Source organism: Paenibacillus sp. FSL H8-0260 (genome assembly GCF_045040625.1).
Lineage (GTDB): Bacteria > Bacillota > Bacilli > Paenibacillales > Paenibacillaceae > Paenibacillus_AQ > Paenibacillus_AQ odorifer.
The window spans coordinates 3,152,824-3,176,430 of the sequence record NZ_CP150298.1 but is presented as its reverse complement, the minus strand read 5'-3'; the positions used below and the strand labels follow the sequence as shown (position 1 = coordinate 3,176,430).

Here is a 23,607-nt window from a genome sequence, read left to right as displayed (position 1 = left end):
TTTTGAATCAAAGCTTGTTTATTTACTAACACTCATTATTTGTCAATAAAGCCGCATTCAATCCGGAATTTCACTACTTATTTATGGAAAATCATCTATTACTACAAGTATGAATTTTTTTCCTGCATAACGCTAGAAGCATTTGAGGACAATAGCATTCGTCATGCTAATAATCCAACACAGAGGAGAGAAACTCAATGACAGTAGCCTCACAAGTTAAAACATGTTTATCTTCTTTAAAAGGTGCTCAAGCCAGTCTTGAACAATTTGCATTAGAAACACAAAACGAGAGTGCAAAAACCTTGTTCACAAACGCAGCCGAGCAAACACAACAAATCGTAACTCAAGTAGAGAACCGGGTAACCGAATTGGAGTCCGAAGAGCCTCAATATAAAGGATTCTAATTAAAGTTAAAGGGGTCTTAGGCTAGAAAAACTAGCTTTAAGACCCCTTTTCATCATGTACAACATTCGAACGAATGCCACGCTTGCCCTTATTAGCAGGAATGAGTATCTGAACAGAAGTGCCAATTCCAACACGGCTAAAAATGGTTACGCCGTACTCAGATCCATATTGTAGTTTAATCCGTTGATCCACATTACGGACCCCATAACCTGTATTCGTGTGACCCTTTGGATCAAAAATTTGATCAATACGTTCCTGTCTCATGCCGATTCCATCATCAATGATGCGGAACAGAATATTATTGCCCTCTTTACGCCCAACAATGCGTAAATGAATGTGATCACCACACCAGGCGTGCTTCAGCACGTTCTCGATAAATGGTTGTAGAATGAGCTTTATGGTCTCATAAGGCCAGATTTCTGTATCAAAATCAAACATAACTTCCAAACGTTCACCGTATTTAATTTTCTGAATTTCTAAATAAGCGTTTGCCTGCTCAATTTCAGTCGGGACCGGAATCATGGTACGTCCTTCATTAAGCGTCAGGCGATAAAACTTCGCTAATTCCAGCACCATCTGCTGCAGCTTCTCATTTTGACCAAACTTGGCTAATTGAATAATAGATGACAACGTATTATATAGAAAATGAGGATTGATTTGTGATTGCAGAATTTCAAGCTCTGCTTCCTTCTTCTGGAGCTGCGTCAAATATACCTCTTTAATCAACATATCGATATTTTCGCCCATATCATTTAATGCGGTTGCAATCTGAGAGAATTCATCCTTGCCTCGATAGGAAATACGCTTGTGAAGATCACCTTCCCGATAGGCATTCAGCACGTATACGAACTTATTAATCCGAATTGAAAAATATCGGGATATAAATATGCCGACAAAACTAAAGACAACACAACAGATGAGACACATTAAAATAATAAACAGTCGTACCTTCACTGCATCCTGTTCAAGTATCGTAATTGGAACTAGCGCGTTTAATTGCCAAGCTTGGTTAGAAACCGTAACTGTTTCACTAATCGTCAGGTAATCCTTATTAAGTTCGGCTTCATTGGTATAGTGCTCTGGTAGTTCTCCCGATTGGTACATCGTTCTTCCGAACTCGTTTTTTAAAATTAGAATACTTCCTTTTCCTATCTTCGTATAATTCACACTATTGAACAGATCTGGAATGCCAACATTAATCCGCAGGAAGCCAATCTCCTTAGGTACAAGAGGATCATATGTATCTATTAATCTACGTAGCAACGAGATACGATTATTTTCTACATCGCGCTCAATCTGCCACCATTTCATAGTCTCCGCATATTTCTCGGTTGGAAAATCATAATACCAGGATTTCCCTTCAATCCGGTTCATATGATAAAGATGATAGAAGCTACTATTATCCAGATAGCCCTCTAGCGAATTCGAATAGATCTCAGGAATGGATTCATTCTTTAAAAATAGCGACATCCCAATCCTCATACCCGTTGATTGAATAGCTACATCCAGCTTTGGAAGTACCTTCATAGACATCCGGTCATAATTCTCCCAGCCTTCTTCATAGCTTCGCAGATTCCGATAGAAATCATAATCACTATATAATTGTGTTGATATCCGGGTAACTTCCCCCATTTTGTAATCAATATTATCGCGAATCTGCAACAACGTACCTTTAATATTCGAGCTTGTATGCTCGCGTAATGAATCATTGTACATAGAGTGAGAGACAAAACCGATCACAGATACTGGGATAATAATGAAAAAAATATACGTCAGCATTAATTTATACCCTATCGGCACATACTTATGTTTACTTCTTGGTTGTTTCATGCAAAATCATCCCCCATCACTTCTCCCGCTTACGATACTCCATAGGTGTCATACCATAGGCTTCTTTGAATTGTCTGCTGAAGTAAGGAAGATAACGGTAACCTACCTGGCTCGCGATTTCATAGATTTTACACTTCGGATCTTTCAAAAGCTTGCCGGCTTGTTCCATTCGCAGCTGAATGAGTACTTCGCTGAACGTTTTCCCAGTTTCCTCTTTAAATAGATATCCCAAATAGTTGGGTGAGAAAGAGAACTGCTGTGCAATATCCTTTAACGTAAAATTCTCGCTCATCTTATCCTTCATCATTTGCATAATTTCTCTAATCAGTTTATTGTTCACTGACTCTGTTTTGCTGCGTAGGTACTCGGATATCTCAAACGTTTTGAGTACAAGCCAAGAGCGTATATCACTGATCGTATCGAATTGAAGCAAAATATCTAAACTATGTAACTCCATACCTAAGATTTCAAATAAATCCTCACTAACCTCTTTCAACTGCTGATCCAGCTTCCATATAATATACATGGCTAGATTATGAATCGTGAATTTAGATCTTAAACTACTCACGGATTTAAACAGCTTATCGATCTCGTCATAAATAAGGACTAACTCATATTCTTTCATCGCTTTAAAAAGTGTATCCATACGGGCATCCAACGTACGGGCATCAATCATTCCAGGTTCGCTGCTAACCGTTTCATACATAATTAGTTTGCCCTTGCCGAGAAACATCTTTCCGTCAACGGCTTCCATAGCTTGCCGATAGGAGGTGTGGACCTGGTCCATAGCAAATGTAGGCTTCCCTACCCCTACGGTCATAGTGACAGGAAATTTTGTGCGAATTGACTCATAAATTTCTTCAATAAACTTCTCCATCTCCTGTTCGTTAATCAACAACGCGATTCGATAAGACGATACCTTATAGCAATGTGGCATACCGTGCTTCTGAGCAATTGTATTCACTTCATACAGAAAGTCCTTGGACATTAGATGTTTAGTTAGATTATCCTGTTCTTGAAACCAATTGAAATAATCCAGCTCCAAAACCGCCACACGTATAGGCCACTCCAGCTTATCCAGACCGTAAGACTTCATAAGCTTCAACATTCCAGCTTGAGTGTCCCCCTCCCATTCCCCTTCAAATAAGCGAATCAACAAATCATTTTTGGCCATAGGAATCATATGCTGATAAGCTTCTTCCACGTCACGCCGTTTACTTTCATCATCTAAATCCTGCTTTACTTTCTGTAGTGCAGCAATAAGTTCCTTGTCATCCATTGGCTTAAGGACATAGCTATATGCTTTTAGAGAAAGCGCCTGTTTCACATAGCTGAAATCCTGGTAACCGCTTACAAAAATCACACGTATATCGTTTTTTTTCTCTATGGCAATCCGAGCCAGCTCTAGACCCGACATATTCGGCATATTCACATCACTAACTATAATATCAATAACATGCTGTTCTAAAATATCGCATGCCGTAAACGCGTTATTCGCTGCCTCCACGACCTGCATACCCAGTTCATTCCAAGGAATGAATTGTCTCATGCCTTCAAGATCAAGCATCTCATCGTCTACTAATAATACGTTGTACATCAACACAATCCCCCTTTGAAATGTTTTAATCCAACCAGCTGAATTCTACTAACCAATCTTTTTCAGTATACCATTCATTCTCTTCCCTAACAGCTGATAAAACAATGAGTACAAGAAATGGGACGTAAAAACGAAGGCTTGCTAAATAGCAAACCTTCGTATTACAAATTATTATTTACCTAAAGCTTTCTTATTTTCTGTCCATACTTTTGTTACATAATCAAGGAATTTCTCATAGCCAACCTTGATAGAATCTTCATGTGCTTTATCAAGAATTGCTAATGCTTCTGCATCAGTCTTCGCATACATCGATTTTGCTCTTGCTGTTAACCAGATATCTCTGACACTTTGTCTGATAATCCCTTCTTCACTGTCTGGAGCCGGATCCCAATTCAGGAACTCCGTAAAGTCACCTTGCGAAGCCCAAGTTACTTCCATCTGCCAACGGTTACTAAAGTCAATCTTGTCAGCTGGAAGGGTTTGCAACATCATTTTCTTTGTATTATCCAAGAAAACAGTATTACCTACCCATACCAAGTCACCGGCTTTTCCGTTAATTTCGGACAGAGCTTCTGGCTCATTCAGATATTTATCTTTATTAAATTTAGGAGTAAGTCCATCTGCTTCAAATCCATCCCAATACCCTTCTGGTCCTGGAGGACCCCAGTTAAGAACCATAGAACCTTCTGGTCCTGTCATCCAGTCAAGCATAGCGAATACAGCCTCTGGATTTTTAGCGTTTTTAGTGATTGTAGCAACGTTCCAACCTAACTGATTATACGTTCCTGGAGTAATCTTACTTTGATCCAAACCAGCTTTGTAAATCGGTTTAATAAACATATATCCAGCTTCCGGATCCGTCTTCTTCATCTCTTCATCAGCAGTGGCGAGCAATTTCATTGGATCAAAAGTCGCAATAACAGCAAACTTGCCATTCATCGCTTTCTCTCTAATTTGATCTTCTGTTTGAGTATTCGCATCCTGCGTCATTAGCTTCTCACGCATTAATTTAGCAGCAAATACAACTGACTCACGGAATCCTTCATCCTTGTATATCGAACCCATTTTGTCGCCATCAGGTACGGCGTATATTCTAGTATACGACAGATTACTCTCTTTAAAAGAGGAGAATAACTGGTCAATTCCGTTACCATCTCTCGCTAAACCCGTCTCGAACGGAATAACGTCAGGGAACTTCGCCTTAACAGCATTTAAATAAGCATACAAATCATCTGTCGTTTCTAGCTTAGGTGAACCAAGCTCTTTGTAAATCTTTTTATTAATAGCATAACCGGCGTTTCCGTTTGGTTGAGTTGTATAATAATTCGGCAGCTGATAGATCTTCCCATCAGGGGAACGAAGCAATTCCATATGTCCAGCTGTTAAGTATTTCTTAAAGTTTGGATATTTATCAATATATTCATCCAAAGGAACTAGCATATCCGCTTGGCGAAGACGTTCTACGTCAGCACCTTTCTCGGTCCACACAATATCCGGCAGCTCGTTACCAACGATCATCGTTTGCAGCTTTTGAGCGTTATTACCACCAGAGCTAATTCCTGTGACATTGATCTTCAGATTATCTAAAATCCATTTAGAAGCAGCATCTTTGCCCCATTTCGGCATTTGATACCAGCCGTAATTTCCGTAGAATGAGACTTCAAGCGGTTCTTTCCCTAATTCATACAAATCAGCCGCAGGAGCTTCAGTTGCTGTGTTGACCGCTGTTCCTCCTTCTTTCTCTGGTTCAGCAGTTGCCGCCGGAGCGCTTGAATTGTTGCCACCACAACCCGCAACCAAAGTCGTTAATAGCAAGGTAGACATCATACCGAGAAGCATCTTTCTCTTAGTCTTCAATGTATTTTCCCCTTTCAATTTGTAATCTATGTTCAAAGCAATACGCTCTAAACCCATTCTCATTCTATCATCCTACTCTTTCAATGATCCGACCAAGACCCCTTTAACGAAGAATCTTTGTAGGAATGGATACACACATACAATCGGAATGGTTGCAACCATGATCGTAGCCATCGTTAATGACTTCGAGGTTATTTTCTTTGCCGAGTTAATATGAGCAATGGAGCTTGCATCTACATTAGACAGCTGTTCTGAAGCAATATTAGAGAACAATATCTGTCTTAAGATGGTCTGAATCGGCATTAACTCCTCTTTCGTAATGTAAATACTCGCTACGAACCACTCATTCCAGTGATTTACTGCTGTGAACAAAGATAATGTTGCTATAACTGGTCCCGACAAAGGAAGTACGATGCGGACAAAAGTCCCCCAATATCCGCAACCGTCAATCTTTGCTGACTCCTCTAAACCTTGTGGAAGACCTTGAAAGAAGGTCCGGAATATGATCATATTCCATACGCTGACCAGTGCAGGAATTATAAACACCCAAAATGAGTTGAAGAGACCTAAACTTCTGATAAGCATGTATGACGGAATGAGTCCCCCACCGAAATACATAGTAATGATACACATAATCATGTAGTATTTGCGACCCATCAGTTCACGCTTCGACATTCCATAAGCGAATATCGAAGTGGCCAGTATCGCTGTTACTGTACCGATTACTGTCCGCAATGTAGCAATGACGAATCCACCCATTAGACGAGAATCTTCAAAAACGATCTTATAATTCTCAAGCGTGAACTCACGGACCCAGAAAGTAACTCCACCTTTCGAAGTATCCATCCCCTCATTAAAGGAAATAACAAGTGAGTTCCAAAATGGATAAAAAGCGGAAAATGCCAGTAAGGTCAAAAATACATATATGAATCCTATAAATATTCGATCTCCTATATTAATACGTTTCATAGTTTGGTCCCCCTATATTGAGTAATTCATTACCACAAGCTGTTCCCTGCTCTTCTGGCAATGAAGTTGGCAAAGGTAAGTAATGTCACGCTGATCACGGCCTTGAACAATCCGATAGCAGTCGCATAGGAGTACCTGAAATTGTCTATACCGACACGTACAACATATACATCAACTGAATCTGACACTTCTCGCAGAGCTGGATTGGAAGCTAGGATCAAAATATCTTCGAATCCTGCATTCACCAGATTACCGATTGCCAAAATCATAAAGATGATTACAACTGGCATAATTGAAGGCAACGTTATCAAATATATCTGTTTAAACCGACTTGCACCATCCATCGAAGCCGCTTCGTATAAATGCGGGTCAATACCAGCAATGGCAGCTAAGTACACGATTGAAGCAAATCCAATTTCTTTCCATACATTGGTTGTAACTAAAATGCCCCAGAAATATTCTGTCATGGAAAGGAAGTTGATCGGTTCATCAATGAATTTCAATTTCTCAAGCAGCATATTTATACTGCCGTTATCTACGGATAACATCGAGGTAACCATTGAGCCGATAACTACCCAAGATAAGAAGTGAGGCAAGTAAGTAACGGTCTGAATCACCCGTTTAAAGAACATCTTACGGACTTCGTTCAGCATTAACGCCAAAATAATCGGTGCAGGAAATCCAAAACAAAACTTCAGTAAGCTGATGATGATTGTATTTTTCATAACCACTTCAAATTCAGGAGCATTAAAGAAGTAAATAAAGTGCTTTAAGCCAACCCAGTCACTGCTAATAAAGCTATTACCTAACTTGTAATCCTGGAATGCAATTAGAATCCCGTACATGGGGATATAGGCAAAAATAAAAACTAGAACAAGTGCTGGCAATACCATAAGCTGTAGATCTATTTGCTTAAAAAAGCGTCTGATCCCGCTAGTTCGTTGCTTGTTGAGATTCGGTCCGGATCTCTTGTCTGGTGCGACGCTTGCGTTCGCCATAGGTGAATCCTCCTTGTGATGATTTTGAAGATATGTACAGATAATTGATGTCCTTTCTCCCTCCGATATAGTTGCAACATTTATAAAATAATCATAAGGTTTAAGCGCTTTCAAAAATATATGACAAAACAACTATTATTGATACTTTGACACTCTCTTGCATTAGCTCGTCTCATATTCCTTAAGCTTGAATAAAAAAAGACACATACAGAGATAACATCTGCATGTGTCTTTGACTTTCTCCTTAATTAGCAAGAGTCCTCAGTATTTCTTCATTTATCTTTTCAGTAATTACTTTTTGGACCTTCCCATTATCCAGATAAATAATAGAAGGAACTGAATCTATCCCTAGCTTGGCAGCAAGTCCGGGTGACTTATATACATCTACCTTTGTGACCCTGACCTCCGAATGGGATTGCTCAAATCCCTCAATTAAAGGCAATAACTCCCGACAGGAAGGATCTGTGGCATTCCATAAATAAACAACAGATGCTTTGCCTTGATTCAGAATTTGATGCTCATACACCTCACATTCAGAGATATACTTCTCTGCACCATACCCTGCAATGGCACCATCGCCAACAGCGGTAGCAACTTGTTTTAGAAATTTATCGCACACATCTCCTGCTGCAAAGACCCCAGGTATATTCGTTTCCATTTTCTCATTAATAAGTACATATCCATTACGATTCAAATCTACTACCCCTGATAAAATTTCTGTGTTCGGGGTGTATCCAATAAATAAGAAACATGAATCGACCTTAACGCTTTGCAGTACATTAGATTTTAAATTTTTCAGGACGACGGAATTCAAACGTTCCTCACCTTCGAAAGAACTTACCACCGTATTCCACATGAATTCCATTTTAGGGTTTTCTAGTGCCTGCGTTTTGGCAATTTCATTACAATCCATTTTCCCATGATCATGCATGACAGATACGATCACTTTATCTGCAAACTTAGTCAGAAACATCCCTTCCTCAATAGCTGCATCACCACTGCCAACGACCATAACTGTTTTCCCCGTATTTGCAGCAGCGTCACAGGTTGCACAGAAGGAAATCCCTTTATCATATAAGAACATATCTTCATTAGCTGCACCTGTAATTCTTGGTTTTCCTCCACTGGCTATGATAATGACTTTACATTCATATCGAACCCGAAAGGTTTCCACTACTTTAATCTCTTCCGCTACCGAGACAGATTTGACATCTGTCATTTTGAAATCAACACCAAATTTTTTGGCTTGTTTATGAAATAATCCCATAAGATCTGTTCCGGTCGTTCCTTCAGGAAAACCAGGATAATTTTCTATTTCATTAGTATAAGTCGCAAGACCGCCTACCAGCGATTTTTCCAAAAGAAGTGTCTTCAATTTTGCTCGTCCACAATAGATCCCTGCTGTTAATCCAGCAGCCCCGCCACCGATAATGACGACATCATACTGTTCTGTCTTCTTTTCCATTTCAATTGACCCTCCTGTGTAGACTATGATTTCAATAAAATAGGCTGACTCTCGTCAGCACTATAAGCTCAGTCTATTTCACTTTTACATAAAGAATTTGGCCAATAATTTACTGCCTATAAATGCACCAACCAGCAGGAACAATCCAAAAATCCAGCCTGAAAGCGATAAAGAAGCTATAGCCGTAAATAATGCACCTATATTACATCCATTAGCCAGTCTAGCTCCGTACCCCATAAGCAGCCCACCAAGTACAGCCGCCACTACCTGCTTTTTGGACTTAATTTTCTTAAGCTTGAACTCGGAAGCAAACAATGTCGCTGCTAATGCACCTAAGATAATCCCTACATTTCGAATGGACCCACCATCATTCAAAAATCCGGAAGATAATGTTTTTTGAGCTTTCTCCGTACTAAAGTAAGCCCAGTTATCTACATTTCCTCCTACCAGTCGATACGCCCAAGCTCCCCAGTCCGCGAAGGCGCTGGTTACTCCCCATCCTTTTGAGAAAACAGCCAGATGTGCTGTAGCGAACACAGCGAGAAGTACAGCTCCAGTTACATAAGTAAACGGTTCTTTGAGCAATTGCTTGTAAAAGCGGTTAGACGATATCTTCAACCAGAATTCGTTCACCGTTTCATTCACCGTCCTTTCCTACTTAGCGATCCTATTTTACCTTCTCAATAACAACTTCCCACTCGCCATCATCGACCTCTTCGATTTCCACATTATGTCCCTGTTTTCTCGCCCATTCTGGTACGTTTTTCATTGCGCAGCTATGATCAATAGCAACAACTAGAACGTCTCCAACATTTAGTTCAGTCATTTTCTTTTCTGTTCTCATTAACGGTACCGGACAAGCTTCTCCCAGGCAATCAAGTGTAAATTCAGCCATCTTAAAAACCACCTTTTATATTTTTTCAAATTCCTAATAGTGAAAATATTCACGTAATAACTTAAACTAATCTGCGCTTCCCATCTTTTTCTCTTGCCATTTAACTGCAGCGATGTACAACAGAAGAATGATCAGGAACTGAACAACTAGTGCTCCAAGCCAACCAAAAACGTCTGGTAAAAATACAGTGGGTGCATCCTTTATAACGTTAGCTCTCCACCAACCCATATCATGTGATCCCCAAAGTGACCCAATGACAAAAAACACAAGTGACAACATCTGCATCGTGAATCCTTCACCTACACGCATCAATGTACCCGAAGCGCAACCCCCTGCAATAACCATGCCAATTCCGAATAATACTGCGCCAATTATCAAAGCAAAACTGATTTGACCCACATTATCCATCCCAGGAATCGGTTTACCTTCCAGGAATGCTGGATACTTTATGGCTGTAAATCCGATCGTAGCGAGAGAAAATGCTATCAGTACAGCTCTTGTTACCGATGTGCTGCCTGTAATACATGGATCTCTAAGTGATGCAGTAAAACAGAAACGTGATCTTTGCAAAATAACGCCAAACGAAATACCGAAAAGCAGGTAGACAACCATTTTATCGTGGGAATGGTCTAGGAAAAAACCAAACCCAATAATGAGAACTGTGACCAGCAACGCGATGGGCAACTGACTCTTTTTAGGTTTTCTAGGAGCTCTGGTTCGGGTTGATTTCGTTTCGGGACTTACGGTTTGCCCCATAGTCTAACACCTCCATCGTTTTATGTAATTGACTATGTGAAAATAGTAACATACTTATTTATGCTGTGGTTATCTGCTTTCTTTATGCTGTATAAGTGTTACTAATGGCACAGATGGAGCGTAATCAAGTATGCTATAGTTTGCACTAACAGCGGGCAACAGGAGGAATAAGTATGAATATGGAAACGCTTAAATTATTTTTAGATATTGCTTCGTTAAAAAGTATATCTAAAGCCGCTCAGAAATCTCATATCACCCAATCCGCACTGAGTCAGCAGTTGAAATCCTGGGAGAATACCTTAGGTTCTGAGCTTTTTGTGAGAAGTAATAAAGGGGCCAGCCTAACAGAAGCAGGGATTATAGCAGAGAAGTATGCGGAGCAAATCTGTAAATTGTATGATGATATGGTCACAGAGATCAATCATTTACAGCCAACACAACATGAGCTGTCTATTTATGCGATTCCAGAAGTCTGTAATTATGCCCTGCCATGTACCTTATATGAGGTAAAAAAGCATTTTCCCAATTGCCATATCACTCTAAACGAAGGGGCATCGTCACTAGTAGAAGAACGTTTGCTTCTTGAAGAAGGTGATGTTGGCTTTATTTCCGGGCCTTCCCCGAAATCTGAATTAAGCTCCAATATGGTGTTTTCTGATCAAGTTATGCTAGTGGCAAGCAGTACGACCGTTTGTCCTGATAAAATCACACTGAATGAGCTCCCTAAATATCCGTTAATCTGGTCCTCACAGCTTCATTGTGTGCAAAGGGCTTTAAATAACATATCTGCGGGTGAGCTTAAATTAAACATACTGTTTAATCTGGACTCCCTTGAGGCGGTAAAGCTTGCTGCAATTAGAGGACATGGTGTTGCCTTTCTGCCTTATATGTCCATAAAAAAAGAGTTGTATAGTAAACAACTCAAGATTATTCATATTGATCAGTTCCAAGTAAATAACGATGTCTACATGGTAAAAAAACATAATCAGCGTTGTGACAATGATACGAAACAATTAATTCGTTATATAGAAAAGACATTGATTGATACATTGTGTTGAACTTATATCTCAATCGTAATCTCCCATACCCCATTAATAACTTCTTGGATGGTACATTTCAAATTTGAACCACGACAGTAATCCGTGATGGAAACTTTTGCGCAGCTATGATCAGTAACCAGCATCACCTGTTCGCCATTTTGAATGGCTTTTTGATGTTTTTTTAACATCATTACTGGTACTGGACAGATTTCTCCCAGACAATCAATTTCAATCATGAAGTTACCATACTGAATTGAATGGGTAGCACCCCCACGTTTGTTTCGATCTTTATCGAGCCAGCCTCACCAAGGATCCCCTTTGTTTTTAAAGCAAATAAAGATGCCATTGTAGCATGTCCACAAAGATTGATCTCATGGCCTGGCGTAAAATACTTAAGCCTTAAATCAGCTACATCTGATGAGACTACAAAAACTGTTTCGTTAAAACCGACCTTATGAGCTATCGCTTGCATGTCACTTTCGCTCAAATGAGCCGCATCTAATACTACACCAGCTGGATTTCCTTTGTTGGGATAAGGAGAAAAAGCATCATAATGAGGTACTTTTATGTTGTTCATTGGTTAGTCTCCTTTCAATTTATTTCAGTAAAGCTTGATAACTTCACGAAGTGAGAAACTCAGCAGTAAAAATTTCTATTTCTCTTAAAACTTCTTGGCGGTTAGATATCGCATTACATATATAAAAACGGTCTTTATTGTGCTCATGAAACTGTTTAATTACATTAGGCTGTTGATTTAAGAATTCTTTATGAAGAGCTTCACAATCAATTTCAAGATGAGTATCATGAAGTTCCTTGAGTTCAAATACAAGGACATCTTTTTTGTGCTGGATTATTTCACAGACCATATCTTTTGCGTATATACCGTGAGTTAATAAGATTCTTAATGCCGATAGGTCATTGGCTTTTTCCTGTGAAATCTTAATTAATTCTGCTTGTATCTGTTGGACTTGTTTCGTGTTCCAATGATCAATTAATTTTTCGAAAATCCAATACACCCATTCTTGATCATCGCTGTGTTGATTTAGTACATCTTTAACATATGGAATCATCGGATCCCCTATTTCAAGTAAAAAACCAGCTATTTCCCCCGCACCTGGCCAATTTAAATCTTGTATCCATTCAAGCAAACCCGGCAATATGCTTTTCACACGTGGATATCCTAAACGTATGACTGTTTCAGCCGCTCCATCCCAATAGTCTTTTGATATAGGTTGTACTAATAAATGCAAAGCTTCATCCTTTATATATTGTAGCTTATTAATTGCATCTTCCTTTTCCTCTTCGCGTGTGTGCCATGATAATTTTTTGATTAGACTAGATGCTTCTTCCACTAGATTCACCCTTTGAACTTGAATTTTCCACCACGCCGTTCTAGCTACAACACTGCTTTCTTCCGCTTCATTATCCAAATTATTAATAAGACGATAACCGATGTCCCCAATAAGAAATACATCCAAATCGTTTTTTTAACCAATTCATCATTGGGATAATGGCCTTTATTATAAGCTTTTACAAAGATATCCTCTTGGGTCTTAATAGCAATGTAATCTTTTGGATCGGTATTGATAATTGAGTAGTAGGGCGTACCTTTAGGATAAATATTCGAGAAATTCCCCCTGTACGTGCCTTCCTCATCGGAATATTTAGTTACATGCCCTATCTTCTTATCGATTTCTTCGGAGGGGATGAGTTCATCGTCTGATATTTCGTAGATGTCACCTGAATAAACAACAAACGAACCGGCCCAATCCGCGTAGACCGCATGTAATGGCAATAAAGCAATTATGGCTAGAATTACAATAATGAATTTCTTCATCTCAACCTCCTAGCTTTGGGATTCGATTGATTTATAGATTGTTTTGGAATCTTTTCCATTATTTAATCCATCAATAAGCTCCACTAAACCTGACAAAGATTCCAAACCATCTATTAATTTCTGAATGGGCGATCACATCCGCGTTAAATACGTCTGGATCAATATCGTTCAAAAGTATCGTTGTTGTGACCTCTGTAAAATCTGGTTCTACATAACAGGTTGAGGATTTATTATATAGACTACAATCAGCATCAGAAGCAAAAATGAAAGAAATGCGGTGATGATTATGAGTTTCTTTCTTTTTTTGATCATAGGGATTAACTCCTTACGGTTTAGATACAAAGTGATTTCCGATAAATGTATTTATGATCCTCATCCATATCCGATTATTTCATATACCCCACACTGCGCCAAAACCTTTCATTTGCATCATTAGTCGGGGTTAACTCGATATACTTTGCACCGTCTGCATAAACATGTTTTTCGACCATTGAATAGGCAAATTCACCATACCCTAAATTCCGATACGTAGGTTCAATATAATACTCCATTAAAAAAACACTTTCCACCCTCATCAAAATAAGTAACATACATTAAAAATCCAAGCACAGTACCGTCCTTATGTATAAGAAACAAATTTAAAGGATTTATATCTCTTGTTCATCGCCCATAGATACGTGGAGAGATAATTCATCAATGTAACTATTAAAAAGTCCCCAAAATATATCTACATCCGATTGATCTTTTGCTGCAAAAACCTCTAAATGAATCGTATTCATTTCAACCTCCTTAATCATAGTTTTTAATGAAAATCTTAAACGAGCTCTCAATTGCGTCAAAATCAGTCGAGCCAATAATTTGATCCATAACCTTGCCATCAGAGTTTATAAAAAACAACGCTGGAAAAGCTTGTTCACCAAATTGTTTATGGAGATCACCTGTTTCATCTAGGAGAACGGGATACTTAATGTTGTAATCCGCCACGTATTGTTTTACTTCAGAAAGATCATCTTGATAAAGCAAATTGATTCCGTATATGTTCACTCTATTTTTATATTTCTCATACAATGAGACAATCTTAGGAGCGTCGTCATTACAATATGGACACCATGAGGTGAAAAATACGAATACAGTCGGTTTCTCCGAAAAGTCCACTTGAATTTTGTTTCCATTCGCCAACTCTTTTAGTTCAATGTTCTCAGGACTCTTAATGGGTTTAGAAGAGTTGTTTACTACGACAAGTATAATCGAGCTTAATGCAATCAAAAATATAAATGTACTTACAATAATAGATATCTTCTTCAAAAATAATCCGTCCTTTTATACTTCCTTAGTTACATTAAGCTTTTTCCATTTACGAATCTTAGAACGAAAAGTCTTAAACGGTGCTACTGAATTAATATGAATCCATTTGACCATTGGCCATCTTGGATTGTTTCCTGTCCATTTCCGCACGCCTTGCGTAAAAAGTTCTTCATCACTTAAAGAATCAATCCAGTTCTGCCACTGATGTTCTGTCTCTTGAAATAAAGATCTTAACTCATCTAATGAGTAGGCAGCATATGTATGATAAAACGATTGATATAATCCGCCAAGTTGATTCCATTTATAATCTGGTGAAGGTGTAATAACGGTTAACCCTGCTTTTTCATCCTTATCCCATTTCATAACAAGATGCAACCAGCCCAATTGATAAGCAATGATTTCTGCTGGGGTACGATCAACCCCTTCCATACGATTGTCTCTTTGGGAGTTCTCAATGCCATCAAATTCATGATCAAGAGACTGATAGGAAATATGAATCGCATCTTTCAATTCTTCTTTTGATAGATAATCGTGTGTTGACATCATACCCCTCCTTTAAATCACTTTATTAAATTACTTTACAAATGTATTATGTACTCGCTCTGATTTCAATAAATATGCTCCATTTCCAAGTTCTCTGGCAAGAGGAATTTGATAAAGAATTTTACAAAGTGATTTTATCACCCACAACAATACACTTACTGTTACTGCCATGCCCAATCTCAGCTGTCTTTATGATAGGAATGGAGGCGGAATGGCTAATTTCCTTCACATACTCTTCTACTATCGGGAATTCATTAAAGTTCTCAAGTTCTGAAAACGACCCTAGAATCAATCCAGCACAAGCATCAAAATATTTCAATTGCTGGAGCTGAGCAAAAAAGGAGACTATTTTGTTAGCTCTGCCACTTAAACTCTCCAACAATAAAATTTTGTCCGAAGGATCCGGAAAATAGCTTGTCCCTGCCAGCTTCAAAAAGCAGCGAATATTCCCCCCGATTACTATCCCGCTCATCTGGTTACCACGAACCCAATGATACCGGAAATCGTAAAGATCGTTTTGACCCTCGAAGAATGTTCGATAAAAAGCCCTTTGCTGCTCCGCCCCATCAGAAGACACTAGATTCATCAACTGATAATGATAGGATTTCGAATTATTTTGCGTATATAACGCGTTCAAAATAACTGACAAATCACTCATTCCGAAAAAGGGTTTGGGGTTCATTCGGATACTTTCATAGTCTATGTACTCTAAGATCTGATTGGCAGAATCCCCACCTGAAATATCGAATATCGCGCTAATTTCAGTATTTTTAAATAGTTGATTCAGCTCCACTGCTCTTTCCTTGGGATTGCCGCTGAAATATCCCTCTTTTCTAAACAAAGTATTAGCCACCACTACATGGAGTCCAAAGGAATGCAAAACTCTTTTTAATTCCTCTACTTTTGCTAGGTTTTCTACTCTCACACCATCTGAACAAGCAATCAGTCCTACTTTATTCCCGTGAGTAAATTTTAAGGTTGTGTTCATTTTTAATAATCCTTTCGATTCTACTTTTTAGTTTAATCTCCTCAAATTTACGATCATATTTACACCATACCATATTTAGGGATTTGAATCATTTTCTTCTTGAAATTATGAAACCACAACATGGTAATATAAGTATAATAATGCAAGATCAAATACATTGGGGGTGTACTAATGCGTAAATCACCGTTGATATTAAGCATGATATTATTATCCCTGGCGTTAATTATGGGATGTAGTTCAGAAGTAGATGATGCTACTAAAGCCGCAGAGAAATATAAAAATGTAGAATATACCGTCAAGGCTTCTGAGGATTTAATGTCTGATGAATCCATTCTTGCGCGAAATGAAGAGATGAAACCGTATTTTACAGAATACTTTTCCGAAAAGGCTATAGCGAACCGAATTACAACTATCCCATTTAAAATCGCTGATACACAAAAGCTTTCTTTAAAACCGGAAAACCTAAAATTCAACCTTTCCGAACAAAAAAAGGATATTGTCGAGTTAAAATATACGGTGGATCTTGTTTTATTGGATAAGGATGACAAAGAAAGTAAACGTGTACCTTTGGAAGGTATATTGACTCTCTTTGATGTGGACGGTAAATGGTTAGTGCAAGGGGATCGATTTGATACTGTAGCATTAATGAACTTGATTGATGGGTAAATTTGAATATCCTTCTTATCATAAAAAGCAGACTGCTCTAATGAGCAACCTGCTTTTTTGAATTACATTATTTTTTTGCTCATCCTATAATTGACCAACAAAACACCTTTTCGTTCTACACTTTGTTTCGCAATAACCTGGTACCCCAATCGTTCAAAAAAAGGTTTAGCAGTGATGCTTGCTTCGGTATCCATTTCATAAAGACCCTGTTCTTTTGCTTTCAATTCAAACTTATTCACCAATGCAGAGGCTACACCTTGCCCTTGGTAATCTTTGTGAACATATAATCGATCCAAATGTCCTTCTGCTGTCATATCAGAAAAGCCCACAATAATATTATCAATTTCGGCTACATAAGTGATATTTTGACGTAAAGAAGCTCTCCAAGTATTAAGCTTAAGTGCCTCTTCCTCTTTAGGTGCCCAAGCATCCAGCTGTTCCTGTGAGTAGTCTTGTTTGTTTACGGAATGAACTGTTTCGTAGAACAATGAGACAATTTGACTAAGATCCAATTCTCGGTAAGCTCTAATATTCATTTTGATCTCCTTGCTGGCGATTGTAGTAACAGAAGTCAATCTCAAAACTCCACTAGATCGATTTTCCGGCCAGATTCAGCACTTTCCAGCGCTCCGAACACCATTGCCATACTATACCGATTATCTCTACAATTCGTCTCTGCAGGACGTTGCTCTGCCAATGACAAGAACATCTCATCCAAACACCCTTGATGGAATGTTTTACTCATCTCAACGTTTTCACCATTTACACGCTTTACGTCACGAATGAACTTATCACTCTGATCTCCTGCAGTAACTACCTCAGCATATGGCAGCTCATGACCATCCCAGATTGCGGTTCCTTTCTCCCCGTTAACCCGCCAAGAAGCTTCCCATGACGTGGATGCACCTTCTGCACACCAAGATCCCTGATAGGTAAATATTGAACCGTCGGACATCTCGAAAATGCACACTGCCGAAGCATTCCCCTCATACCATGAGCCGGGAGGATTAAACTCCTGACAGTATACGGACACAGGGTTCGCGCCACTAATAAACCGGGCCTGGTCGAAGGTATGAATCGCCATATCCAGCAGCAACGGACTTTTCATAACATCACGGAATCCCCCGAAATGAGCCCCAAGGAAAAAGCTTGCACCGATAAATCCTGTTCTACCAATCGTTCCTGATTCTATGATTTTTCTTAAAGAACGAATACGAGGATCATAACGGCGGTTCTGCATCACAGCATGAGCGTTTCCAGTCCGTTCCGAGATCTCAACAATCTTATTACATTCCTCCATAGTCTCAGCTAAAGGTTTCTCACTAAACACATTACATCCAAGTTCCAATGCAGTGCTAGAAATATTGAAATGACTTCCTGGAACAGTAACGTCAAAGATGAGATTTGCTGCGGTCTCCTGTATCGCCTGCTTAATATCCGTAAACGTCAGACATGAAATCCCATGCTTCGCGGCCATCGCCTCAGCCGACTCCAACCTTATATCTACTAGAGCAACGATCTTAGTATCTGGACGCAATAAAGCGTATTCAATCCATGCATTAGCCATTCCTCCGCAACCTGCAACCGCTACACGGTACTGTGCTGTCATATTTCTCCCCCTGACTTATTAAAGCGGATTAGGCACAAAGCTGCCCCCGCGGCATTGTTTTAAATGATTCAAGGCATGTACTTGACCCGTCATTTCCAGTTCATCCCGATAGACAGGATCATGCCAACCTTCAATATCAATGGTGCCTTTATAACCAGCCTGACGCAAAATGGAGATAACATCCGTCCAGTTCGTATCACCAAAACCCGGAGTACGGTGCCATACATAAGGTTTCGGGCCGTGGATTCCATATTCTTTTACAATATCCCAAGCGATGGTGGCATCCTTGCCGTGTACATGGAAAATCTTATCTGTCCATTTGCGCAGCTGTGGAATCGGGTCAATCAACTGCACCATCTGATGGCAGGGCTCCCATTCGAGTCCCATATTGTCAGCAGGGACAGCGTTAAACATCTTTTCCCAGGCTATTGGATGATGAGCGATATTCCAGTCCCCTGAAGTCCAATTGCCATCCATGGAACAGTTCTCAAAAGCAATTCTTACTCCGCGATCTGCTGCTCTTTTTGTCAGCTCACCAAATACCTCGGCAAACTTCGGAATCGATTCATCAATGGACACTCCTGGTAGTCGTCCCGTGAATCCTGATACCATATCAGTACCAAATACATGAGCATGATCAATAAGCCGTTCCCAGCTCGCTAATGCATCGGAATTGTCACCCGTATTCGTCAAAGGATTGCCAAAGATGCCAACCGATGAAATCACAAAATCATGTTTTGCCGCAAGTTCTTGCACACGCTTACCAGTTTCCACAAGATCTGTTTCACCTGTAGTCTGCCAGAAGGTTAAGCTAAAAGATTCGAAGCCATGACCTACGATTTGCGGAATCACTCTAACAGCATCTCCGCCACCAACTAATGTACCTATACGCATTGTATCCTTCATCTTGTGTACCACTCCAATATTGGTTTATAGTAAGTTCTATAACCCGAGTATATACTGCATTTGAGCTTAAAACTCTTATTATATTGTGTTTATATAGTCGTATATTGTGGGAGTTGAATAAATATTGAGCTATCCTAATGATCTTAAAGAATACCCTCAATTAGAAGGAAACACCTATCCGTTTCGATTGTTTTTTAATGAATGCAGACATGCGAAAATCGGCCAGAACATCCTTTTTCTACACTGGCATGAGCATTTCGAAATCATTATCATGCAAGCAGGCAGCGCCATTTTCCACATCGACAGCAAACCCTACGAACTGCATCCCGGAGAGGTTTTGTTTGTTCCTTCTGGAGGTTTGCATGTTGGATATAGTCTGCGGGATGATCATGTCCGATTTATATCCGTCGTATTTCATAGTTCTTTATTTAAAGATTGGAAGCAAGATCCTCAACATGAACAATTCGTAGCTCCCTATTTGGAGAATCGATATCAGCTACCAGTTAAACCAGCGGCACTAGTTCCAACCTGTTCCACTTATTACTCTCTTCTGAGCACTATCGTGGATGAAGTGCATCAGAAAGGTCCTGCATTTCAGCTGATCATCAAAAATCAACTTCATCTGCTTTTTGTATTGCTCTCCCGTACCTTTTTGCCTGAACAGGTTTCTGGCAGAACAAATGAACGTCAATCCTTCAATCGTGAGCGTTTTAAGCCACTGCTGGAGTACATGGAGAACCATTTTGATGAGAAAATGACCATTGAAAGTGCCGCGAGATCCGTTAATCTAAATCCATACCATTTCTGCAAAACCTTTAAGAAGCTCACCGGCCGAACCTTCATCGATTATGTTAATCTTTGCCGCGTAAATGAAGCAGAACGTCTGCTGCTGGAGACAGATTTTACTGTAACGGAGATTGCTGGACGAGTGGGCTGCGACAATCCTAATTATTTTACCAAGCTGTTTAAGCAATATAAAGGAACTACACCATCCGGTATTAGAAAATAATTCACACTGGAAAATAGGAGCATGTAAAATGAATTTAAAAGAAACGTTGATATGCATAAAAGAAAATGATTACCAAGCACCTCCCGATACCTTCCAGTTGGTACAAGAAATGATAAATAACATTGGTTCTTTAGATGCCCAACTACGGGATGAGCTAATTTATACAACCTTATCACATTGGATCCCAGGTAATTCTCTAACTACAAACGAACTGGAACAACTTATACCTCTTATCTTGGATAAAAACCATTTGCATTTTAAGCTTGGTGAAACCAATACAGACTCTGTCTTTACTAGATCCTTCTCTATGCTAGTCATCCCACTCCTCTTCATGAGGCATAAAGAATCACCATTTCTCTCAAGAGAGCAAATTCATCAGATAAAAGAGAAGGTATTTTGCAGTGTGCAAAATGAGCGGGATTACCGGGGGTATGACGAAGAAAAAGGCTGGGCTCATGCTATAGCCCATGCAGCAGATACTTTAGATGAATTGGCTCAATGCTCCGAACTGGATGAAAATGACCTCATAACTATCCTCGATTTGTTTTACGAAAAGATGACCATAACAGATCGAATATACTCCGATGGGGAAGATGAGCGAATGGTAAGATCCATAATGAGTGTTTTAGATAGAAAAATGCTTAGTCAGACTTATGTAGAGCAATGGATTCAAAGTTTTGGTGATGTGGAGAAAAATCCAGAATTTCTTCCTGCTTTTAAACAAAAAAATAATATAAAGAACTTTTTGAAAAGTTTATATTTTCGAGTTAAATATTACAAAGTACATGCCAATCTCTGTCCAACAATCGAGCATACATTATATAAAGTAGAAAAAGTATACTATTCCTAATTAAAAAAAGTGAGGGTTAGAGCACCCTCACTTTCCATCTACAGTTCAAATACGTGGAGCACTTGCTACCTGTTGACGGGTCTATTAGATTACTCAGTAATTGCTAGCTCCATCCTCCGCACACTCGCAAGCGCGGGAAAAGATTCCAGCACCATCCCTGTATTCCATAACTTAACCTGCTGTCCAACCTGTAAATCCTTAAAGCTGATGGTCTCTCCAGCTTCATTAAACATTTCAGATTTCGCATTGAATGTGAACCAGTAAGATGGATCTTCGTTACCAGGTTCAAGGATTAGAATCCGCTTCGCCTGTTTAGTATCGATATCAACGATTGTACCTACTACATGCGGATCACCTATTTCTGAAATATCATAGGTCAACATCTTTGGATCGATCCACTTTTCAATTTCAAGCTTAGCTGCTTCCGCATCATCTGACGGAATGGTAATAGTTACTTTATTACCAATCGTATCTACACCAGAGCCGTAGAGATTCAGCTTCTGGTATAGTTCTTGTTCATGCAACAATTCTTGAGCAGCTAATAACTCTTGCATCGTATATTTCACATCATGAAGCTCATAAGTACCTGCAGTGAAAGTCTGAGCAAAGCTTTGCTCAATCTTCGAGTTCAAACCTACAATATTAATATGAACCTTGTTATCTTGCAGATAAATATCTCCGTTAGGAATCCTCTGAGCAGATAAGAAAGTCTTAACCGCGCCTGGATCATCCATTGCAGGGTTCGGAGAAGCTAGAATTTGTGGTTCTGAACTAATTACAGGAGTTGGAACCGGCTCCTTATTCGCTTGTTGAGCCTCTGAACAGCCACTGATTAACAAAATAACAACGGGAATCCATATCCAACCAATAATTATCTTACGCATCCTATTAACACCTCCACTCTTCATCTTCTCAAACGAAGACCGGAAGTGATAGGTTGCAATTTCAGGAAGAATTCTCTAATCCAAAGTGTAAGGAGCAAGACCGATTGGAAGTGCCGCAGGACGAGTGCAGGTGCTTTCCATTTCGTAGAATGAATGAGCATCAGAAGAATCATGAAAAGCCCACATTGCTTCTAATACGTGATAAGCCAGTTCACCACTGGCACGATGCCCTCTACCCGTCCGAATGGCGTAAGCCATATCTGCTGGTCCAATCCCGCGGGTATTCTGATCATACCCTGACAACAACGGCTGTTCCGTCCACTCATTCTCACCCATAAGCCGGAGTTTCACGGGACCCCCAAAGTTATTCGGGTCTGGAACTTGAATCGTTCCTAGCGTTCCGTAGATTTCTATATGCGGCAGGTTGCTCCCGCCAAAGATATCAAAGCTTGTAATCAACGTTGCAATGGCACCATTTTCAAATCGTAAGGTTCCGGCTACGTGAGTTGGAATTTGAACAGGAATTTTATTCCCAAATTTCTTCTCGCTTGTAATCGTACGTTCTTCCAGCGCTTTCCCAGTCATTCCGCTAACCGTATGAATAGGACCCAGCAGCTGCACCAAAGCCGTCAAATAGTAAGGACCCATATCGAACATTGGACCTCCACCAGCGGCATAATAAAATTCCGGATCTGGATGCCAATGCTCATGTCCACGGCCCAGCATAAACGAAGTAGCTGCAACAGGTTCGCCAATTACTCCTTCATCTATCAGCTTCAAAACCGTTTGAATTCCCGCTCCGAAGAATGTCTCCGGTGCACTGCCCACAAGTACTCCCTTTTCCCGCGCAGCTGACAGAACTTTGCGGCCTTCTTCTCTCGTCACAGCTAGAGGTTTCTCAACGTATACATGTTTACCCGCTTCAATAGCTTTCAGGCATACTTCCGCATGAACAGCTGGGATCGTTAAGTTGATTACGATTTCTATCTCTGGATTATTCAGTAATTGTTCTGTGGTATAGACGTTTGGAATATTGTATTTATCCGCTTGTTCTTGTGCTCTCACCAAATCCAAATCTGCACATGCAACTAGATCAAGGATCTCGAACTTTTGACAGTTCTCCATATAGATGCTACTGATTTTACCGCATCCAATAATACCAACTTTGACTTTATCCATTCGCTGATCGCTCCCAGAA

The 23,607-nt window shown here is 39.6% G+C and carries 27 protein-coding genes and 1 pseudogene; 5 read left to right on the top strand and 23 right to left on the bottom strand.

Going from position 1 to position 23,607, the window contains the following annotated elements:
- The first annotated feature begins 197 nt into the window (after nt 1-197).
- Nucleotides 198-404: a DUF1657 domain-containing protein gene (locus MHI51_RS14195; RefSeq protein WP_036678243.1), complete on the top strand. Its 207-nt coding sequence runs from the start codon at nt 198-200 to the stop codon at nt 402-404.
- Between the two features lie 37 nt (nt 405-441).
- Here the strand turns inward: MHI51_RS14195 and MHI51_RS14190 are convergent, their stop codons facing one another.
- From MHI51_RS14190 to MHI51_RS14150, 9 genes are all read right to left on the bottom strand, one after another.
- The gene (locus MHI51_RS14190; protein ID WP_076217914.1) at nt 442-2,235 is read right to left on the bottom strand and encodes a sensor histidine kinase; all 1,794 of its coding nucleotides are present in this window, start codon (nt 2,233-2,235) and stop codon (nt 442-444) included.
- A 16-nt stretch (nt 2,236-2,251) separates the two neighbouring features.
- Nucleotides 2,252-3,832, bottom strand: coding sequence for a response regulator (locus tag MHI51_RS14185; RefSeq protein WP_076217915.1), 1,581 nt, complete (start codon nt 3,830-3,832; stop codon nt 2,252-2,254).
- 171 nt (nt 3,833-4,003) lie between these two features.
- Complete coding sequence (locus MHI51_RS14180) at nt 4,004-5,689, bottom strand: extracellular solute-binding protein (protein WP_179087440.1); 1,686 nt, start codon at nt 5,687-5,689, stop codon at nt 4,004-4,006.
- Nucleotides 5,690-5,761: 72 nt separating this feature from the next.
- Nucleotides 5,762-6,658 carry a carbohydrate ABC transporter permease gene (locus MHI51_RS14175; RefSeq protein WP_036678249.1) on the bottom strand — a complete coding sequence of 299 codons (897 nt, stop codon included), beginning with the start codon at nt 6,656-6,658 and terminating at the stop codon, nt 5,762-5,764.
- Nucleotides 6,659-6,687: 29 nt separating this feature from the next.
- Nucleotides 6,688-7,656 (bottom strand): sugar ABC transporter permease, encoded by a 969-nt coding sequence (locus MHI51_RS14170; protein WP_076129315.1) that lies wholly within the window; start codon nt 7,654-7,656, stop codon nt 6,688-6,690.
- A 244-nt stretch (nt 7,657-7,900) separates the two neighbouring features.
- Nucleotides 7,901-9,121 (bottom strand): FAD-dependent oxidoreductase, encoded by a 1,221-nt coding sequence (locus MHI51_RS14165; RefSeq protein ID WP_405173972.1) that lies wholly within the window; start codon nt 9,119-9,121, stop codon nt 7,901-7,903.
- A gap of 84 nt (nt 9,122-9,205) precedes the next feature.
- Nucleotides 9,206-9,766, bottom strand: coding sequence for a YeeE/YedE thiosulfate transporter family protein (locus MHI51_RS14160; protein WP_232061338.1), 561 nt, complete (start codon nt 9,764-9,766; stop codon nt 9,206-9,208).
- Nucleotides 9,767-9,788: 22 nt separating this feature from the next.
- The gene (locus MHI51_RS14155; protein ID WP_076129313.1) at nt 9,789-10,016 is read right to left on the bottom strand and encodes a sulfurtransferase TusA family protein; all 228 of its coding nucleotides are present in this window, start codon (nt 10,014-10,016) and stop codon (nt 9,789-9,791) included.
- 66 nt (nt 10,017-10,082) lie between these two features.
- Nucleotides 10,083-10,772 carry a YeeE/YedE thiosulfate transporter family protein gene (locus MHI51_RS14150; RefSeq protein WP_076135115.1) on the bottom strand — a complete coding sequence of 230 codons (690 nt, stop codon included), beginning with the start codon at nt 10,770-10,772 and terminating at the stop codon, nt 10,083-10,085.
- Between the two features lie 173 nt (nt 10,773-10,945).
- On the opposite strand from MHI51_RS14150, the gene MHI51_RS14145 reads away from it, so the two are divergent.
- Nucleotides 10,946-11,830 (top strand): LysR family transcriptional regulator, encoded by an 885-nt coding sequence (locus MHI51_RS14145; protein WP_076135116.1) that lies wholly within the window; start codon nt 10,946-10,948, stop codon nt 11,828-11,830.
- A 2-nt stretch (nt 11,831-11,832) separates the two neighbouring features.
- Here MHI51_RS14145 and MHI51_RS14140 read toward each other — a convergent pair whose 3' ends face one another.
- The 9 genes and pseudogenes from MHI51_RS14140 to MHI51_RS14100 form a co-directional block, all read right to left on the bottom strand.
- Entirely contained in the window at nt 11,833-12,048 is a 216-nt protein-coding gene (locus MHI51_RS14140) for a sulfurtransferase TusA family protein (RefSeq protein ID WP_076129310.1), read from the bottom strand.
- A gap of 14 nt (nt 12,049-12,062) precedes the next feature.
- A pseudogene (locus MHI51_RS14135) lies at nt 12,063-12,389 on the bottom strand (PhzF family phenazine biosynthesis protein); the annotation flags it as partial.
- 43 nt (nt 12,390-12,432) lie between these two features.
- Complete coding sequence (locus MHI51_RS14130) at nt 12,433-13,164, bottom strand: DUF5071 domain-containing protein (protein WP_405173971.1); 732 nt, start codon at nt 13,162-13,164, stop codon at nt 12,433-12,435.
- Nucleotides 13,165-13,208: 44 nt separating this feature from the next.
- Nucleotides 13,209-13,649 carry a hypothetical protein gene (locus MHI51_RS14125; RefSeq protein ID WP_175617375.1) on the bottom strand — a complete coding sequence of 147 codons (441 nt, stop codon included), beginning with the start codon at nt 13,647-13,649 and terminating at the stop codon, nt 13,209-13,211.
- Between the two features lie 386 nt (nt 13,650-14,035).
- Entirely contained in the window at nt 14,036-14,200 is a 165-nt protein-coding gene (locus MHI51_RS14120; protein ID WP_405174062.1) for a GNAT family N-acetyltransferase, read from the bottom strand.
- A gap of 96 nt (nt 14,201-14,296) precedes the next feature.
- Entirely contained in the window at nt 14,297-14,428 is a 132-nt protein-coding gene (locus MHI51_RS14115; RefSeq protein ID WP_256718900.1) for a hypothetical protein, read from the bottom strand.
- Between the two features lie 10 nt (nt 14,429-14,438).
- The gene (locus tag MHI51_RS14110; protein ID WP_076217918.1) at nt 14,439-14,954 is read right to left on the bottom strand and encodes a TlpA disulfide reductase family protein; all 516 of its coding nucleotides are present in this window, start codon (nt 14,952-14,954) and stop codon (nt 14,439-14,441) included.
- Between the two features lie 15 nt (nt 14,955-14,969).
- Nucleotides 14,970-15,497: a ClbS/DfsB family four-helix bundle protein gene (locus MHI51_RS14105; protein ID WP_076194318.1), complete on the bottom strand. Its 528-nt coding sequence runs from the start codon at nt 15,495-15,497 to the stop codon at nt 14,970-14,972.
- A gap of 121 nt (nt 15,498-15,618) precedes the next feature.
- Nucleotides 15,619-16,485 carry a S66 peptidase family protein gene (locus tag MHI51_RS14100; RefSeq protein WP_405173970.1) on the bottom strand — a complete coding sequence of 289 codons (867 nt, stop codon included), beginning with the start codon at nt 16,483-16,485 and terminating at the stop codon, nt 15,619-15,621.
- A 171-nt stretch (nt 16,486-16,656) separates the two neighbouring features.
- Between MHI51_RS14100 and MHI51_RS14095 the strand changes: the two genes are divergently transcribed.
- Nucleotides 16,657-17,151: a hypothetical protein gene (locus tag MHI51_RS14095; protein ID WP_076217920.1), complete on the top strand. Its 495-nt coding sequence runs from the start codon at nt 16,657-16,659 to the stop codon at nt 17,149-17,151.
- Nucleotides 17,152-17,213: 62 nt separating this feature from the next.
- Here MHI51_RS14095 and MHI51_RS14090 read toward each other — a convergent pair whose 3' ends face one another.
- From MHI51_RS14090 to MHI51_RS14080, 3 genes are read right to left on the bottom strand one after another with little or no spacing between them, the layout of a single operon-like run.
- Complete coding sequence (locus tag MHI51_RS14090; RefSeq protein ID WP_341002444.1) at nt 17,214-17,687, bottom strand: GNAT family N-acetyltransferase; 474 nt, start codon at nt 17,685-17,687, stop codon at nt 17,214-17,216.
- Nucleotides 17,688-17,728: 41 nt separating this feature from the next.
- On the bottom strand, nt 17,729-18,760 hold the full coding sequence (locus MHI51_RS14085; protein WP_076275709.1) for a Gfo/Idh/MocA family protein: 1,032 nt from the start codon (nt 18,758-18,760) through the stop codon (nt 17,729-17,731).
- Between the two features lie 18 nt (nt 18,761-18,778).
- On the bottom strand, nt 18,779-19,666 hold the full coding sequence (locus MHI51_RS14080) for a sugar phosphate isomerase/epimerase (protein ID WP_076217922.1): 888 nt from the start codon (nt 19,664-19,666) through the stop codon (nt 18,779-18,781).
- A gap of 124 nt (nt 19,667-19,790) precedes the next feature.
- On the opposite strand from MHI51_RS14080, the gene MHI51_RS14075 reads away from it, so the two are divergent.
- Entirely contained in the window at nt 19,791-20,675 is an 885-nt protein-coding gene (locus MHI51_RS14075; RefSeq protein WP_076217923.1) for an AraC family transcriptional regulator, read from the top strand.
- A 28-nt stretch (nt 20,676-20,703) separates the two neighbouring features.
- Complete coding sequence (locus MHI51_RS14070) at nt 20,704-21,525, top strand: DUF2785 domain-containing protein (protein ID WP_076275710.1); 822 nt, start codon at nt 20,704-20,706, stop codon at nt 21,523-21,525.
- Between the two features lie 89 nt (nt 21,526-21,614).
- Here MHI51_RS14070 and MHI51_RS14065 read toward each other — a convergent pair whose 3' ends face one another.
- Both MHI51_RS14065 and MHI51_RS14060 read right to left on the bottom strand, forming a co-directional pair.
- Nucleotides 21,615-22,409 carry a hypothetical protein gene (locus MHI51_RS14065; RefSeq protein ID WP_405173969.1) on the bottom strand — a complete coding sequence of 265 codons (795 nt, stop codon included), beginning with the start codon at nt 22,407-22,409 and terminating at the stop codon, nt 21,615-21,617.
- 75 nt (nt 22,410-22,484) lie between these two features.
- Nucleotides 22,485-23,588: a Gfo/Idh/MocA family protein gene (locus tag MHI51_RS14060; RefSeq protein WP_076217926.1), complete on the bottom strand. Its 1,104-nt coding sequence runs from the start codon at nt 23,586-23,588 to the stop codon at nt 22,485-22,487.
- Nucleotides 23,589-23,607: the final 19 nt, after the last annotated feature.